Source organism: Methylonatrum kenyense, from assembly GCF_023195885.1.
Taxonomy (GTDB): domain Bacteria; phylum Pseudomonadota; class Gammaproteobacteria; order Nitrococcales; family Aquisalimonadaceae; genus Methylonatrum; species Methylonatrum kenyense.
Map to the genome: position 1 here is coordinate 1 of NZ_JALPKO010000019.1, position 13807 is coordinate 13807.

Below are 13807 nucleotides of genomic sequence, written 5' to 3' on the forward strand. Positions count from 1 at the left end.
ATTCCAATCTCCTTTCATCCATCGGCGGACGGCTTTTTTCAGCCAGTACCGCATCGCCGGTCACGTTTTCCGGACGCAGCCCGCCCCGCGGACGGCGCCAGCGCCATCCGTTGATGGTGTGCTTCAGGTTAAAGACGCCCGCCGAGCTCAGGTCGGCGGGGCGCCTGGCTCGTCTTAGTGCTGCACCGGCCGGCAGGAGGTGCCGATGGGGTGCATTTCGCCGTCGGGTGTCCTCACATCCTCGGTCGGAACGTAGTCCACCGGATCCTGCACGGTCGGGAAGATCAGCGTCAGCTCTTCCGGGATTTCACGACGCTCCGGGTTCTCGATACCCTGCTCAACCAGGTACGGATCCGTGAACTCGCCGTAGTCACCGGGCCGCACCTTGTAGGTGTGTTCCCGATCCCCGAATCCGGCATTGGCCAGATACTTGTCGGGGTCATCCCAGCTTTGGCCGTCGAGATTGGTGAAGTACTTGATGTCCACCAGGACCTTGTCGCATTGGGGCGTGACTTCCTGATACTGACTGGCCCAGCCCGAGCCCCCGGTGATCTCCGGGTAACGGCCCCAGTCGCCACCTTTCTCCGGACAGGCACCACCGTGTCCGAAGGCATCCCGGTCCGGGTGATGAACACCGTAGAGCGGAACCCCGATTCCCGGCTTCAAGTCTCCGTTGTCGAAGTGGAAGCGCGGGGTTCGCGTGAGTTCCGTCTTGACCGAGTCGCCACGTTCCTGCAGGAAATCGAAATACGGACCATCCGGCCGGACGTAGCTGAAGTCGTCGTTATCGTGGTTGTCATAGACAGCCACCAGGAACAGGTAGGGCACGTTGAAGAACGGGCGCTCCACCAGATAGTACTCGGAGTGGGTTCGGCTTTCGTCTACCGCCTGCCAGTTGACGTGGTACTCGTCCTCGCCTTCCACGCCGACGTTCACCCAGGTCCTTGCGTCCGGGAAGGTATCCAGCCGCAGCACGTTGGTGTAGTTCTCCGATACGCCCAGCCCGGCCCGCTCACCCAGAGGACCAAGTTCGTTGGCAGCCGGCTGGTTGAAGGCGAAGTTCATTGCCTGCTTGGCGTAGGGAAAACCGGGGCCGGACATGGTGCAAAAATAATTGGGCAGATCGATCGCAGCCATGTCGGCATACTCATCGCCATACTTCGGATGGGTGATCGGCAGGTCGATGAAATTCAGCCGACCATCATCGTTAACCTCCTCATCCGGAAAGTGGTAGCCGTCGAAACCCACCTCGGGAACGAAGTGCGTGTAGTTCTCCTCGATCTTGCGCAGGTTTTCCTCGTCAAGAACGTCCGCGCCTTCCGGCAGACCCTTGGCTCCGGGCTTCAGATACTCACGGACCATGCCGCTCTCCTGCACCCGCCAAAGCCCGTGTTTGCCCTCGCCAATCATCGTGAAGACCTGTTCCATGACGTTCACGAAACGGTAGGTGTAGTTAGTGTCCATGTAGCCGTAGTAAACCGGCAAATGGGGAATACGGGAGTGCGTCGTGTCCGGACGTCCCTCGCCGATGACGTCCGCCTGACCGTCATCCTCCGGTATGTACTGATCACTGGTGTAAAAGAATGGGTCACCGTCGGTCAGGTCCCGCAGGTCGACCTTACGCTCCTCTTCGGCGGCGATTGGGCTGGAAACCATGGCTATGCCGGCGGCCAAGGCCGTCGCCAGGCGTTTTGTCGCGTCCATCGTTCTCTCCTCCGTCTATAATTATAAGGCAGATCCGGAAACCAACCGGCGCGCCGGTCGATCCCTCGCTACCCCTCTCGCTGACCGCAATAGAATGAAAGCGCGTAATCGGCAGCGGAGAAGGTGACTGTGGTTCCCTTCGGGATGAACAGCACGTCACCGGACCCCGCGCTGGCGGTCGTCCGTCCGTCCGACACTTCCATCTCTCCCTCGACGACGAACAGCGCTTCGTCGTACGGGTAGGTGTACTCAAGCGGCTCGCCCTGCTCCATGCGGAACATGCCGCAGGTGATCGGCGCCTCGTCATCACCAGAAGTCACGAAATCATCCAGGAAGGTGTTATTCCCCGGCGACTCGAAAGGCGTCAGCTCCTTCTCGGCCACACCCGGCACGTGCTCCAGGCCAGCAGCCTCGGCGTGGGCCATTCCGGCAGCCGACAAACCGATACCGGCGATGAGTCCGAGGCCTACCAGGTGCTTCTGCATGTCACTCTCCACGATGTTGTTTGATGAAAGGATGCACTTCGGTTACGAGGCCGATTTTCCAGTAAAAGGACGCGGGGGGACATGACAGAAAACACCTATGCCAGGCCGGGATGCGGGAGGAAAAAACAGGGAGACACAGTCCCGGCGGGGACTGTGGACAGGGATCCGGGCGCGGGCCGCCATGCGCGTGGCACGGCCATGCCGGCATCTTCGTTAGCGATTCAGCAGGGTCCGGCTGGCGGCTGCCGAGGCAAGACGCGCTGCGGAGGGCCGCAGTCATTCTGCGGTCTTGCAGCGCAACACGGCATTCGGGAAAAATGCGGCCCAAGTCGATCAGCCCGAGCTACTCATTCGGCGCGCCCGAGATCATCCGGCACTCGACAGTTACCTCAACGCAGAAATCACAATCTCGGAAAACTCATCAGCGATCTGATCTGCGCTCATCGCCCCAAACGGATTAACCCAGAGAAAGCTGTAGAAGTACATCCCCAGAATCCCTTGCAACTGCACCTTTGAGAGACCGCGAAAGCGGCCAAGCTCGACTCCTTTTCTTATCACGTTTTCCCAGTAAACCTGGTAATCACGATGCAATCTGCGAATCTCGCTTTGATTCTCGGGGCTGCATGAGTGGAGCTCCCTGAAACAGACGGTCATCTCATTGCGGTCCTCGAACATGATTCGCATGAACAGTCTGCTCATGGCGCGAATCGCTACCTCCGGTTCGACATCAGCCTCCAGGATCTGGCTGGTGCCTTCGTTCATTTGCTGCATGTAACCGGTGGCGATGTCGAAAAGAATCTGTTCCTTGCTCTTGATGTGGTAATAAAGGGCCCCGCGTCCCAGATGCGTTGCGTCGCACAGTTCCGCGACGCCGACCGACCCAAACCCGTTTCGTGCAAACAGCTCCGCCGCGGCGCGCCGAATCCTGGACTTCTGCCCAGGAGTCGGCCGAGACAGGTTCACACTCACGCCGAGGTCGGGGAACTTCACCTTCCAAGTGTCGGCTTTACCCACAAAAATCTCCGATCTTTATGTAGACTCCTCAAGATAGGTTGATGATGCCACCGAATTGGGAAGCCCGGCCAGACCAGTTCGCGGGCCTTTAAGGAAATGCTGATCTATCCGCACGCCTGCATGGCGGGGTGCCGGTTCGGTAGCTTGAGCCACCGGGCCGGCGAGGCAACACTGCCTGAAGCCAAGACCGGTCTCGGGCGCAGACCTGCGAATAGAGCAGTGTTTTCTTTAATTTTGCGAATTACGCCCGCCGGAATCATTCCCGCGTACCGCGCAATGCCGATCCACGCTTCTGCATGCCAAGCGGCTCGAGGACATCGCCGCAGCGGGCTACCAGCGGGAACAAATTTCCGGGCGAGCACAGCGCGACGCACCCTGCTCCGGATCAATTGCTGCGGCAATCGCACATGCGCCCGATCAGCCGCCGAATTGCCTGTGGTAACACCCTGTGTCGCGTCAACCGAGCGAGTGAATGCGGTTTGGTTGACACAACGACAGCTCGCCTGGCCGCGCAGCGCCGAGGGCAGCCTCAATAGGGTCGTCCAGCATGTAACTGAACTCGCCCGGCAGGAAACATGGTTAACCCCAGACCATCGCGGAATAATGGGTCGGAGACGGCCGCCGAACGCGTTCGACTCGATATTTGGCATCGTAATTGAAGCCTCGACGAACCTCACACCGCCATGGTCACGGAAGACCGGACCTGCCAAGGCCTGAGCCCTCTTGACCAGGACTGGACCATTGGAATGCTCGTTCTGTCTGACAGGCCTTTCGAAACCCGACCCGACCGCCACATCGGAGACGAAGGACCTGCCGCCCTAGTCAGCCAATTTTCCAGCCAGTACATCGACCTTCTCGATTGCCGGCTCCGAGGCCAGCAGCTCCGAGGCACGAGCCATCAGCGCCGCCGCGACCTTGCCTTCAAGATGCGCCTGGCGCCCTTGCTCGTCCGGAAACGCGTCGAAAATACCGAATGTGCTGGGACTTAGCTGTAAAGCGAACCAGACGGTCGTGGCCGGCTCCTCCTCGACCAGCGGCAAACCATCCAGCAGGAAGCGTCGCACCTCTTCCTCTTTACCGGGCCGCGCCTCAAGGCGAACAAACAATCCACATTTAGCCATTCCACAACCTCCGTTTATGTACCGGTCCGTCCACTCTGGCACAGGCCGCCTCAATGTCAAGAAAGATGTTTTTCTTGAGAGATACCGCACAAGCTGCTCGTCGAATACGCGACATTTTTCTTTTTTTCAGTATGTTGTGAAATCCGCCCGAGGACGCCTCTCTGTCAGCCAGGAGGGAACACCTCTCCTGTTGACCACTGTCTGCCCGCGTTTTCGGTCACGATCGACCGACCGGTCCTACGTCGCGATTTCCGTCGGGACAAGGACGTCGAAGGTGCCCCGCCCGGGAGCCAGCTGTTCCTCGCTGATTCAAGGCGGGGACAGGGCCCTGTGATCCAGTTGACAGGGGGCTGCGCCGAGCCTAGTGTTGTACCATTCAGTCCACTAACCATGGGGCTCCCATTCGTTAGGCCGGTCCTGAAATCTCTGTCGAAGCTAAACGCGGGAGTGACGCGCTGCCGCTGGGCTGGGAATACCGATGCGTGCAGAGGACTGATGTTTGTTGCCGAGCGTCTGCTCGATCTGCTGTGCAAAGCCGCATCAGTGGCGCCCGGAACTGAAGTCTCCGAACCGGGCTTTTCTTGGCGGCACGGTAGCGGGCGCGTTGTGGTGACAACGGCGGACAGTGGCATGGCCGATCAGAAGGTCAGCGTGTGTGCCGCTCTGGCACACCGATACGGCCGACACAACCGCTCAGAGCAAGGCTTGAGTTTTGTAGTCGTAAAGCGACTGACCGGGACATATGAAAAATGAATGGAGCATGCGTATCTCCGGACAGGCATTCCGGCCGGTTGGCAAATCGCCATGCGGCTGGCGGCGAGCGCCAGTCACGTAGACGGGTTCCTGCCTCCGGCAGGACGCCTTCCGCATCGTCTCGGGCATTACAGAAAGGGCTCCTTTCTTGGCTTAGCAGGATTGGCAACCATGACTTCTAATGCTCGGTTTGGCCATCTCTACCCTGAAACCGACTACTCGACGCGCCCGCTTCAAGGTGAAGTCATCCACCGCGGGGAACCCGTACAAATTCCGACGCGGCATGGCACATTCACCGCTTTGGTTTACACCATTGGAAAAACTGGTATCGACCATTTGGCAATGATAATGGGCGATGTGAGCGGCAAGTCGTCGGTACTTACCAGATTGCACTCGGAGTGTTTGACCGGGGATGTCTTTGGCTCCTATCGCTGCGACTGTGGAGAGCAACTAGACCTAGCGCTTCGGCGTATTTCGGAAGAAGGGCAAGGTATTTTGTTGTACCTGCGCGGTCACGAAGGTCGTGGAATTGGTCTGGCGAATAAAATACGCGCCTATGCACTGCAGGAAAAGGGCTTTGACACGGTGGACGCAAATCGTCACCTGGGTCTACCTGATGATTTACGCGAATACCGCTCGGCAGCTTCTATTTTGAGTGATCTCCGCGTTCCGTCGATAAGACTGATAAGCAATAACCCAAAAAAGTTCAAGGCCTTGGGGCAATTAGGAATTTCGGTAGATGGGCGGGTCAGATTAACCATACCAATGCGCGAAGAGAACGAGCGTTATATCAGGACGAAACAAAAAAGACTTGGACACTATTTAGAACAAGGGGAGTAGTTTAAGAAACTGACGGGAATATTTCTTTTAGTCGGAAATTCACAAGCTCCCGTCGAAGCCTGAAAGCTAGTCACCAGACCTTTTGTAACAGATGCGCAAACAAAACCTTAATCTTAATACGAATAACAACAGTAGAACTGTTGACCCTGAATGACAAATTCACGATTTAATTAAGCCAGGAGTACGCAATGCTAGGGAAACGCTAATTTAATCGCAGGCCCGCGTTGGCGGCCGCATTTTTTCCGAGGCAAGGCGCTGTGCAGCGCCGTAGTCATTCTGCGGTCAGGCAACGCAGCAGTCGGGGGAAATGCGGCCCAAGTCGAAGAGCCCGGCCGGTTTTGGCCCCTGGCGGCGTTGCGCCACCGGCCCGGTAGCTACCGCTACCGAACCGGCACCGCGCCTTGCCAGATGACCAAAACCGGTCTCGGGCGCAGGCGCAGGAATAGATCAGTGTTTCCCTAGCCGTCTGCCACTTGATGATTTCAGGACCAAACAACTAGAGACGAGGAGGAACAATGAACGATCAGGAAACCAAGGCTGGCGTCGCAACGCGGAGCGCCGTCGAAGAACTGGAGCATCCTCGGGACACCCCGCCGAACCAGTCCCTCATTGGCGTGCCAGAGCCTTCCCCGCAGGCCCCGACCGAGGCAGCGGATACCGATATTGCATCGATGGAGCGGAGAGGGTTCCTGCGTCGCGGTGCGGCGGTGGCCGGTATGGCGTTAACCGGTGGTTTGGGTGGCTTATCCGTCGCCCAGGCGTCCAGCAAGCTGGCAATTCCGGAGAGCATGAAGCGCCTGGGCGATCCGATTTCCGAAACCAGTTACGGCAAGCCCATTTCTTTTGAAGACCATGTGGTTCGCAGGAGAAGCGATGTCGTGGTCAACCGGCAGAACTGGTCTGACTGGAGTATGACGCCGCTGCAGAATCAAGTGGGCACCATTACGCCGAACGGTCTTTTTTTCGAGCGCCATCATGCCGGCATTGCCAGAATCGACCCGGCGGAACACCGTCTGGCGATTCATGGCCTCGTGGAGCGTCCGCTGGTCTTTACCATGGATGAGCTGATGCGCTTTCCATCGGTATCCAGATTTCATTTCATGGAATGCTCCGGCAACGGCCTGACCGACTGGGACGAAGCTGGCTCCAAGACGGTACAGCAAAGCCATGGCTTGCTCTCCAGCTGTCAGTGGACCGGAATCCCCTTCTCCGTGCTGTTAAACGAAGCCGGCGTGAAACCCGAAGGGAAATGGGTGGTACTGGAGGGCGGAGACGCGTCCGGTCATCTGCGCTCCATTCCAATGGAGAAAATCATGGACGATGCCATCGTCGCGTATGGCCAGAACGGCGAGATGCTGCGCGCCGAGCAGGGCTATCCCATTCGGGCGTTTTTGCCTGGCTGGGAAGGCAATACCTGCGTCAAGTGGCTAAGACGCATTGAAGTGGTAGACGACGCACAGCATATACGTGGTGAAACGGCCCGCTATACCGACCCAATGCCGGGAGGGAAGTGGCGTCAGTTCAGTATGGAGATGGAGTGCAAATCCGTCATTACCTACCCGTCAGGAGGAATGCGCCTCAACGGTGCCGGTTATTATCAGATTCGCGGCTTTGCCTGGTCGGGTAACGGCAAGATCACCCACGTGGATGTCACTTTTGATGGCGGCGTGACCTGGCATGAAGCGAAGGTCGAAGGCCCTGTGCTCGACAAGAACTTGACCCGCTTCACTCTGGACTGGAAATGGGATGGGCGCCCCGTGACCATGGCCAGCCGCGCGGTCGACGACACCGGTTACGTGCAACCCACCACCCAGCAACTTGCCGAACAGCGCGAAATTGTTGGTTTCGTACAGCACCATAACGGGGTTTTCCCTTGGATCATCAATGAGCACGGGGAGGTGCGCAATGGTATCGCTTAAGGCCCGCCTGATACTTGTATTCGTCGGTATGGCTCTGGCGCTTATGGCCGTTTTTCAAATCCATGCCGGGTCCGAAGACGAACGCTATGGCTTTGGCACGGAGGTCTCCGATGGCGATCTAGCGTTATGGGACATCACCATTCATACGCCCAGCGGCAAGGGGTTGCCGGAAGGCGAAGGCACGGTCTCCGTAGGAAAACGCGTCTTCGAAAACCAGTGCATGGCCTGTCACGGGGCAGAGGCAGCGGGTGGCGAGGAGTACATGTTTGACACCATGGTCGGAGGGATCGGTTCCATGGACGAAAACCCGCGGGTTCTGACGCCAGGCAGCATGTATCCGTATGCGCCAATCCTGTTTGATTATGTTCGTCGTGCAATGCCCATGACCAGCCCGCAGTCACTGACGGCAGACGAGGTATACGCGGTATCGGCCTACATTTACTACCTGAATGGACTGATCGACGAAGATTTCAAGATGAACGCGGAAACAATGCCCGAGATCGAAATGCCCAACAGGGATGCTTTTTTCGTTGATGATCGTCCCGACGTCAGTGCCGAGCGCTGTATGGAGAACTGTGAACCCATCGGCTCGATTGCCAGGCAATAACAGCAGCAAGTGAAACGACATGCGTCGGGGTACCAGTGAGGGTACCCCGACGTTGTTTCAAGCCGCTGCCAAACTCACTCCGTGAGTGCGCTCATCGCGTGCAACAGCAGCTCGTGGGTGGAATAGGAGTTACGCATGGAGTTTGGTCCGGTCAAGTCTGAGAATGCGCGGGACGGAATCCTCGCGCACAGCAGGAAAGTGGGTGGCAAGACGTTCAAAAAGGGCCGCGTGCTGAATGAGGACGATGTCACGTTATTACGTCGGCACAAGGTGAGAGAAATTGTGATCGGACGCCTGGAGCCGGGCGATGTGCATGAGGACCAGGCAGCAGATGACTTGACGGCCCGCATCCGGGGGCCGGGTACTGTCTGCAATACTGCGTCGACGGGGCGGTGTTACCTATTTGCGGAAACCGATGGCCTGCTTGTCCTGGATGCGGAGCGGCTGCGATCGATCAACCACATCAGTCCCGAGGTGACAATTGCCACCCTTCCCGACTTTACCCCGGTGAGCAAAGGTCGCACGCTCGCCACCATCAAGATCATCCCCTTTGCAGTGGCTCGTTCGCTGTTGGACCGGGTGGCGGCAGCGACAGCAAAAACGGATGGCCTGCTGTCTGTGCACCCGTTCGCCGGGCTTCGCGTCAACCTGATCCAAACGGTGCTCCCGGAGACGCGCGTCTCGGTGTTGGATAAAACGGTCCGGGTTATTCAAAACCGCCTGCAACCGCTGCGCTGTGAACTGGGCAACGAGTGGCGATGCGCACACGATGAAGTGCGACTTGCGGCGGAAATCACGCAGGCGCTGCACGACCAGCCCGATCTGCTGCTGATCATTGGCGCGTCAGCGATCGTTGATGCTCGGGATGTCATCCCGTCCGCTATTATCAGGGCGGGCGGCGAGGTGGAGCATGTGGGTATGCCGGTGGATCCCGGTAACCTGATCCTGCTGGCACAGGCCGGAACCTGTCGCGTATTGGGACTGCCCGGTTGCGCCAGATCACCCAGCCTCAATGGCCTGGATCTGCTGTTACAGCGCTTGGCAGCCCGCGTGCCGGTGACCGCCGAGGATATCATGGCCATGGGTGTAGGCGGGCTGCTCAAGTAGCGCGTTCTGCCTACTGGTACCAACGAACCTGAAAGGCAAATTCAGCGGCCACGCAAAACGGTCATCCCGGCGCTTGAGCTGCGAACACCAATCCTGATCTCGCAACCGTCTTGCCCACCAGGATCGGCCCCGGTGAGAGACGTTTCCCGGGACCGATCTGATAATGATTAGAACCAGATCTCGCACTTCTTGATCAGCTCCGGCAGGGTTTTCGCGTCGAGCATCAGGCGCGCATTTCGCAACTGGTTCTCAATGGTCCGATAGGACTTGCCGAGCTGTCTGGCGATTTCCTTGCAGCTCAGCCCCTCCGCGGCAAGCCGAATCGCATCCAGCTCGGACTCCGTCGGCTTTCTGAGCGTATTGCCGGAATCCTCATTCCAGTATTCGTGGATCCCGATCAGCGGCCCCAGGAATTCCGTGCAGAATCCGTGCACGAACTCGAGCTCACCGCTTTTCCACTCATGCTCTTCACGCACGTAATCGATGCAGGAGATGCCCACGGGCCGACGCCCCAGCGTCAACTGCTGAAACACAATGGACGTGGTCTGGATGCGTTCGAATTCCCCCATGGAGTCTTGAAACAGCGGGGTGTCCCGGACGTTGGTACAGAACACCGGTTTCGGTCGCGCCCAGGCCGTGCGCAGCGCGGCGGCGCGATTGGAATAGGCGACGCCATCACAGTTCGGCGCCTCGACAGCCTCGTTGTAGTAGAACTCCTGCGGCGCATAGACCGGATCTACCGGCGTCAGGACGCCAGCGTCAGCACGCGATGCGCCGAGTTGCGACACCATATGTTGCAGACCCAGGCGCAACATTTCGCGGGAATCATCCAGATTCAGGATCAAATGAGCCGCACAACTCAGGGTTTCCGGCCGGAAGGCCCGCCGGTTTCTGTCGAGAAAGTGCCGTTTCAGCGCCCGAATGGACGGAGGTCTCTCGGTGTAGTCCAGCATGTCACACTACCTCGACCGCAATACCTGCCGTCCATGGTCTGAACACTCGCTGTCCAGCTTGCCAAGGGCCGTACCAGTCCACACGTGCAAGGTCGGTGTGCCCTGAACCAGGCACCGGTACGCAGCGATTGACTCCCATTTTCCCCCTTCCGCGAAGGAAACGCCAACAAGGCAGACAGCCGGCCCCTGCGGGCCGGCTGTCTGCCTCCTGATGCTGCCGGGCCGCCGGCCGATAGCCATCGGCGGCGGCGGTCAGCCTAGTCCGGCGCCGTGCCGGGACTGGTCTCGGCGCCATCGTCGAACTGTTCCAGGTACTCCAGCACGGCTGGCCGGTAGTCAATCAGCCCCTTGTACTCCGCCAGCTCGTCCGGCAGCGTCCTCAGTACCCGGGGGAAACGTCGGGCCCATTTCGGCACCGTGACCAGCTCTTCCATGCTGATCAGGTAGCAGCGGATGCTGAACAGGATCGCGTTGCTCCGGGGCAGGCGGTAGAGGGTCTGGAGCTCCACCCGCAGGTGGGCCTTCTCGCCTGCGTTCTCCGGCGTGACCGTGGACCGGTCGATCCCCCACTTGTGATAGTTCTCGGGTGAGGTGTCCATCCGCGGATTGATGGTCATGGTCCAGTTCAGGCGCCGCACCGGACGTTCCACCTGCAGATTCAGCAGGAACTTGAGCGCCCGGTCGAAGATGCCCATCTGGTGGGCCTTCGGCACGGGACCATGCCATTCATACCAGTTCATCCCCAGGTCGAAATCCAGCGACCAGTCCGCCTGACAGGTGACCATGCCGCCATCCATGTAGAGCATGTTGTCGCGCTGCCCATGCAACGTGAAATCACCCTGGACCTGACGCGTGATGTACTCGAAGGGTTCCTGCGGCAGGGTACTGGGGTCGCCGAAGACGAAGCTGTCCCGGATTCCGAGGGGCCGGTTCTCCCAGGTCCAGCGGTCACCCTCCTTGCTCAGCGTGAAATGCTGGGGGTAATCGGCGGCCAGCGACTCCATCAGCAGCTCGAGCGTGTCCCACTGGGCTTCCATCATGTACGGCAACACCTGACAGCGCCCCGGATCCTGCTCCAGCACGAGTCGCCGTTCCTCGGTCTCCGACAGGTAATGCTCGTCGATATCGAATCGCGGCGCGTACACCGATCCGACCGGGCCGCCGTTATGCGGCTCGATGTTCACGGAATACATGTACTCGTCTTCGTGGAACGGGAACGGGAAGCGACGAATCGCCTGCGGACTGTTGCTGTAGGTGAAGTCGTCGCGGAAGCTCTCCGCGGACTTGATTGGCGGTGTGGCAATTTTCATCGGTGCGGCCATGTCATGAACTCCCGGTCGTTGCTTGCCGGCGTCCGGGACCGCCAGATCCGGCGGCCCGTCGCGCGGATTCAGGTATCAGAGATCGAGAACGACGCGCTCCGAGCGGGCCCGGGACACGCAGATCATCATCCGGCTGTTGCTCTGCTTGACGTCGTCCGGCAGGAAGTGGTCGTTGTGCTCGATTTCGCCCTCGACGACGGCGGTCTCGCATTCGCCGCAAACACCGCCGCGGCACAGGCAGTTGGGCTGCAAGCCGGCATCCTCCAACGCTTCAAGGACGCTGGACGCGCCAGGCACCGTGATCTCCATGCCGCTTTTCTGCAGCACCACACGGAATGGCTTGCCGACCGGCGGCGCGGCGAATTCCTCCCAGTGCACGTGGCTATCGGCCCAACCCAGCTCGAATGCCGCCTCGTTGACCGCCTCGATCATGCCCTTCGGTCCGCAGACATAAACGTGCGTCCCCAGGGGCTGCTCGCCGAGCAACTGGGCGGGTTGCACGAACTGGCCGGCACTTCCATCGTAGGCGGTCAGCCGGTCCCCACACGCCGCTTCCAGCTCGTCACGAAAAGCGGCGTTTTCCTGGTCACGGAAGGCGTAATGCATTTGGTAATCCGCACCGGCGCGGCGCAGTTCGTGCAGCTGCGCCATGAACGGCGTGATTCCGATACCGCCGGCAATCAGGATATGACGCTCGGCGAGCGGGTTAAGCGCAAACAGATTGGTCGGCGGAGACACTTCCAGGGTATCGCCCTCGGCAACCTTCTGGTGCATGAAAAGCGAACCGCCCCGCCCGTCGTCATCCCGGCGCACCGAGATCTGGTAGCGCTGCTTGTCATCCGGCGATCCCATCAGCGAATAAGGATTGTGGTGCGTCCGCTCCTCACCCCGCATCGTGACCACCACATGGCTACCGCCGGAGAACCCGGGCAGGGTGCCGCCGTCGCTTCGCTCCAGCGTGAATCGGCGAATCATCGGGGTTATCTGCTCGATCCGAGCGACCCGGACTGGAATATTGGCTTGACCGGTCATCGGTAGGTCTCCTCGATCGGTGGCAACTCACCCGGGGCCTCGGCATCAACCCGAACCGACTGGTAGGCCCCGTGTCGGCGCGAGAAGTGGTCACGGACGGTGACATGCAGGCCACAACCCGGGCACTCATAGATATTGGTGGTGACGCCCTCGACCCGCGTCTTGCAGTGCACGCACTGCGCGGGCCGTGCCAGGGAGCCGCAACGCTCCACATGAACCTCCTCCTCGCTCATGCCGCAACTCGCACCAACAGCCGCCATGCGCCAGATGAAGCCCTCGCCGCCGGCCACGTAAAGCCGTGTGCCCATGCTGGCGTTCTCCAGCTCACGACGCAGAGCGTCCGCGAGCTGCGCATCATCGAAATGGATCCGGGTCTGCTGGCAATCCAGCTGCATCAGGCGATCGGAGCCGTCAGGGCCGTCACTGCCGGCCAGGTAGTGAATGCTGCAACTCGCTTCATCCGGAAGCTTGTCGTGCAGCCTGGCCAGGGCCTCGGCCCCGGCACCTTCGGCCACCATCAGGTGGAAGCGTGCCGCCACATCGGGCTGCAGCGGACGATAGATTGGTCGGCTTCGAATGCCGTCCTCGGGAAATTCGTAAATCGGCATGACGTTAACCCTCAACTCGGTCGGCAACGGTAAGGACCGGAGACCAGGCAATCGCAGGCCCCCGGCCCATCGTTGGTCAACAGCCATTGACCCCCGGAATCCAGCTGGTACCGGCCAGCGGCACCCCGGCCATCGCCGCCGCCTCGACGTTCATGGCCACCAGGTCCTCGCGTTCCAGGTGGTGAACGTTGGACTTGCCGCAGGCCCGGGCCAGGGTCGTCAGCTCCATGTTCAGGGTCTGGAGATAATTCCTGACGTGCTTTGCACCCATGTCCGGCTGCACGCGCTGCTCCAGCACCGCGTCCTGGGTGGTGACACCCACCGGACACTTGCCGGTCTGGC

14 protein-coding genes are annotated in these 13807 nt (G+C 59.7%); 4 read left to right on the forward strand and 10 right to left on the reverse strand.

All coding sequences use genetic code 11. The features are described 5' to 3' along the window. Window positions 1-174: 174 nt before the first annotated feature. The 5 genes from M0534_RS13410 to M0534_RS13425 form a co-directional block, all read right to left on the reverse strand. Window positions 175-1704 carry a hypothetical protein gene (locus M0534_RS13410; protein ID WP_248568950.1) on the reverse strand — a complete coding sequence of 510 codons (1530 nt, stop codon included), beginning with the start codon at window positions 1702-1704 and terminating at the stop codon, window positions 175-177. Between the two features lie 68 nt (window positions 1705-1772). Beyond that, a complete protein-coding gene (locus M0534_RS13415) occupies window positions 1773-2189 on the reverse strand; it encodes a cupin domain-containing protein (RefSeq protein ID WP_248568951.1) in 417 nt (138 codons plus the stop codon). Window positions 2190-2573: 384 nt separating this feature from the next. Further along, window positions 2574-3203, reverse strand: coding sequence for a TetR/AcrR family transcriptional regulator (locus tag M0534_RS13420; protein WP_248568952.1), 630 nt, complete (start codon window positions 3201-3203; stop codon window positions 2574-2576). A gap of 104 nt (window positions 3204-3307) precedes the next feature. Further along, window positions 3308-3853 carry a 3,4-dihydroxy-2-butanone-4-phosphate synthase gene (locus M0534_RS13840; RefSeq protein ID WP_428348977.1) on the reverse strand — a complete coding sequence of 182 codons (546 nt, stop codon included), beginning with the start codon at window positions 3851-3853 and terminating at the stop codon, window positions 3308-3310. 168 nt (window positions 3854-4021) lie between these two features. After that, complete coding sequence (locus M0534_RS13425) at window positions 4022-4324, reverse strand: putative quinol monooxygenase (RefSeq protein WP_248568953.1); 303 nt, start codon at window positions 4322-4324, stop codon at window positions 4022-4024. Between the two features lie 924 nt (window positions 4325-5248). On the opposite strand from M0534_RS13425, the gene ribA reads away from it, so the two are divergent. From ribA to M0534_RS13445, 4 genes are all read left to right on the forward strand, one after another. Continuing rightward, entirely contained in the window at window positions 5249-5917 is a 669-nt protein-coding gene (gene ribA / locus M0534_RS13430) for a GTP cyclohydrolase II (protein WP_248568954.1), read from the forward strand. A gap of 515 nt (window positions 5918-6432) precedes the next feature. Beyond that, window positions 6433-7836 carry a sulfite dehydrogenase gene (soxC, locus tag M0534_RS13435; protein WP_248568955.1) on the forward strand — a complete coding sequence of 468 codons (1404 nt, stop codon included), beginning with the start codon at window positions 6433-6435 and terminating at the stop codon, window positions 7834-7836. After that, window positions 7823-8443 (forward strand): c-type cytochrome, encoded by a 621-nt coding sequence (locus M0534_RS13440; protein ID WP_248568956.1) that lies wholly within the window; start codon window positions 7823-7825, stop codon window positions 8441-8443. Before soxC ends, M0534_RS13440 begins: the two co-directional genes overlap by 14 nt. A gap of 135 nt (window positions 8444-8578) precedes the next feature. Further along, window positions 8579-9550, forward strand: coding sequence for a molybdopterin-binding protein (locus M0534_RS13445; RefSeq protein ID WP_248568957.1), 972 nt, complete (start codon window positions 8579-8581; stop codon window positions 9548-9550). A 167-nt stretch (window positions 9551-9717) separates the two neighbouring features. On the opposite strand, the gene M0534_RS13450 is transcribed toward M0534_RS13445, so the two are convergent. From M0534_RS13450 to M0534_RS13470, 5 genes are all read right to left on the reverse strand, one after another. Further along, complete coding sequence (locus tag M0534_RS13450; RefSeq protein WP_248568958.1) at window positions 9718-10503, reverse strand: helix-turn-helix domain-containing protein; 786 nt, start codon at window positions 10501-10503, stop codon at window positions 9718-9720. A 257-nt stretch (window positions 10504-10760) separates the two neighbouring features. Beyond that, window positions 10761-11825 (reverse strand): heme-dependent oxidative N-demethylase family protein, encoded by a 1065-nt coding sequence (locus M0534_RS13455; RefSeq protein WP_282571459.1) that lies wholly within the window; start codon window positions 11823-11825, stop codon window positions 10761-10763. Window positions 11826-11900: 75 nt separating this feature from the next. Further along, window positions 11901-12857, reverse strand: a complete 957-nt coding sequence (locus tag M0534_RS13460) for a PDR/VanB family oxidoreductase (RefSeq protein ID WP_248568959.1) — start codon at window positions 12855-12857, stop codon at window positions 11901-11903. After that, window positions 12854-13465 carry a dimethylamine monooxygenase subunit DmmA family protein gene (locus M0534_RS13465; protein WP_248568960.1) on the reverse strand — a complete coding sequence of 204 codons (612 nt, stop codon included), beginning with the start codon at window positions 13463-13465 and terminating at the stop codon, window positions 12854-12856. The genes M0534_RS13460 and M0534_RS13465 overlap by 4 nt, the downstream gene beginning before the upstream one ends. A 76-nt stretch (window positions 13466-13541) precedes the next feature. Beyond that, the coding region (locus tag M0534_RS13470) for a glutamate synthase-related protein (RefSeq protein WP_248568961.1) at window positions 13542-13807 on the reverse strand (266 nt) is incomplete at its 5' end.

What these genes read in the sequence shown, in the direction of transcription:
- M0534_RS13410 (WP_248568950.1), bottom strand. Translation starts at nt 1,704, where the DNA reads ATGGACGCGACAAAACGCCTGGCGACGGCCTTGGCCGCCGGCATAGCC.
- ribA (WP_248568954.1), top strand. Translation starts at nt 5,249, where the DNA reads ATGACTTCTAATGCTCGGTTTGGCCATCTCTACCCTGAAACCGACTAC.
- M0534_RS13415 (WP_248568951.1), bottom strand. Translation starts at nt 2,189, where the DNA reads ATGCAGAAGCACCTGGTAGGCCTCGGACTCATCGCCGGTATCGGTTTG.
- M0534_RS13450 (WP_248568958.1), bottom strand. Translation starts at nt 10,503, where the DNA reads ATGCTGGACTACACCGAGAGACCTCCGTCCATTCGGGCGCTGAAACGG.
- M0534_RS13465 (WP_248568960.1), bottom strand. Translation starts at nt 13,465, where the DNA reads ATGCCGATTTACGAATTTCCCGAGGACGGCATTCGAAGCCGACCAATC.
- M0534_RS13440 (WP_248568956.1), top strand. Translation starts at nt 7,823, where the DNA reads ATGGTATCGCTTAAGGCCCGCCTGATACTTGTATTCGTCGGTATGGCT.
- M0534_RS13455 (WP_282571459.1), bottom strand. Translation starts at nt 11,825, where the DNA reads ATGGCCGCACCGATGAAAATTGCCACACCGCCAATCAAGTCCGCGGAG.
- M0534_RS13445 (WP_248568957.1), top strand. Translation starts at nt 8,579, where the DNA reads ATGGAGTTTGGTCCGGTCAAGTCTGAGAATGCGCGGGACGGAATCCTC.
- M0534_RS13460 (WP_248568959.1), bottom strand. Translation starts at nt 12,857, where the DNA reads ATGACCGGTCAAGCCAATATTCCAGTCCGGGTCGCTCGGATCGAGCAG.
- M0534_RS13425 (WP_248568953.1), bottom strand. Translation starts at nt 4,324, where the DNA reads ATGGCTAAATGTGGATTGTTTGTTCGCCTTGAGGCGCGGCCCGGTAAA.
- M0534_RS13840 (WP_428348977.1), bottom strand. Translation starts at nt 3,853, where the DNA reads ATGCCAAATATCGAGTCGAACGCGTTCGGCGGCCGTCTCCGACCCATT.
- soxC (WP_248568955.1), top strand. Translation starts at nt 6,433, where the DNA reads ATGAACGATCAGGAAACCAAGGCTGGCGTCGCAACGCGGAGCGCCGTC.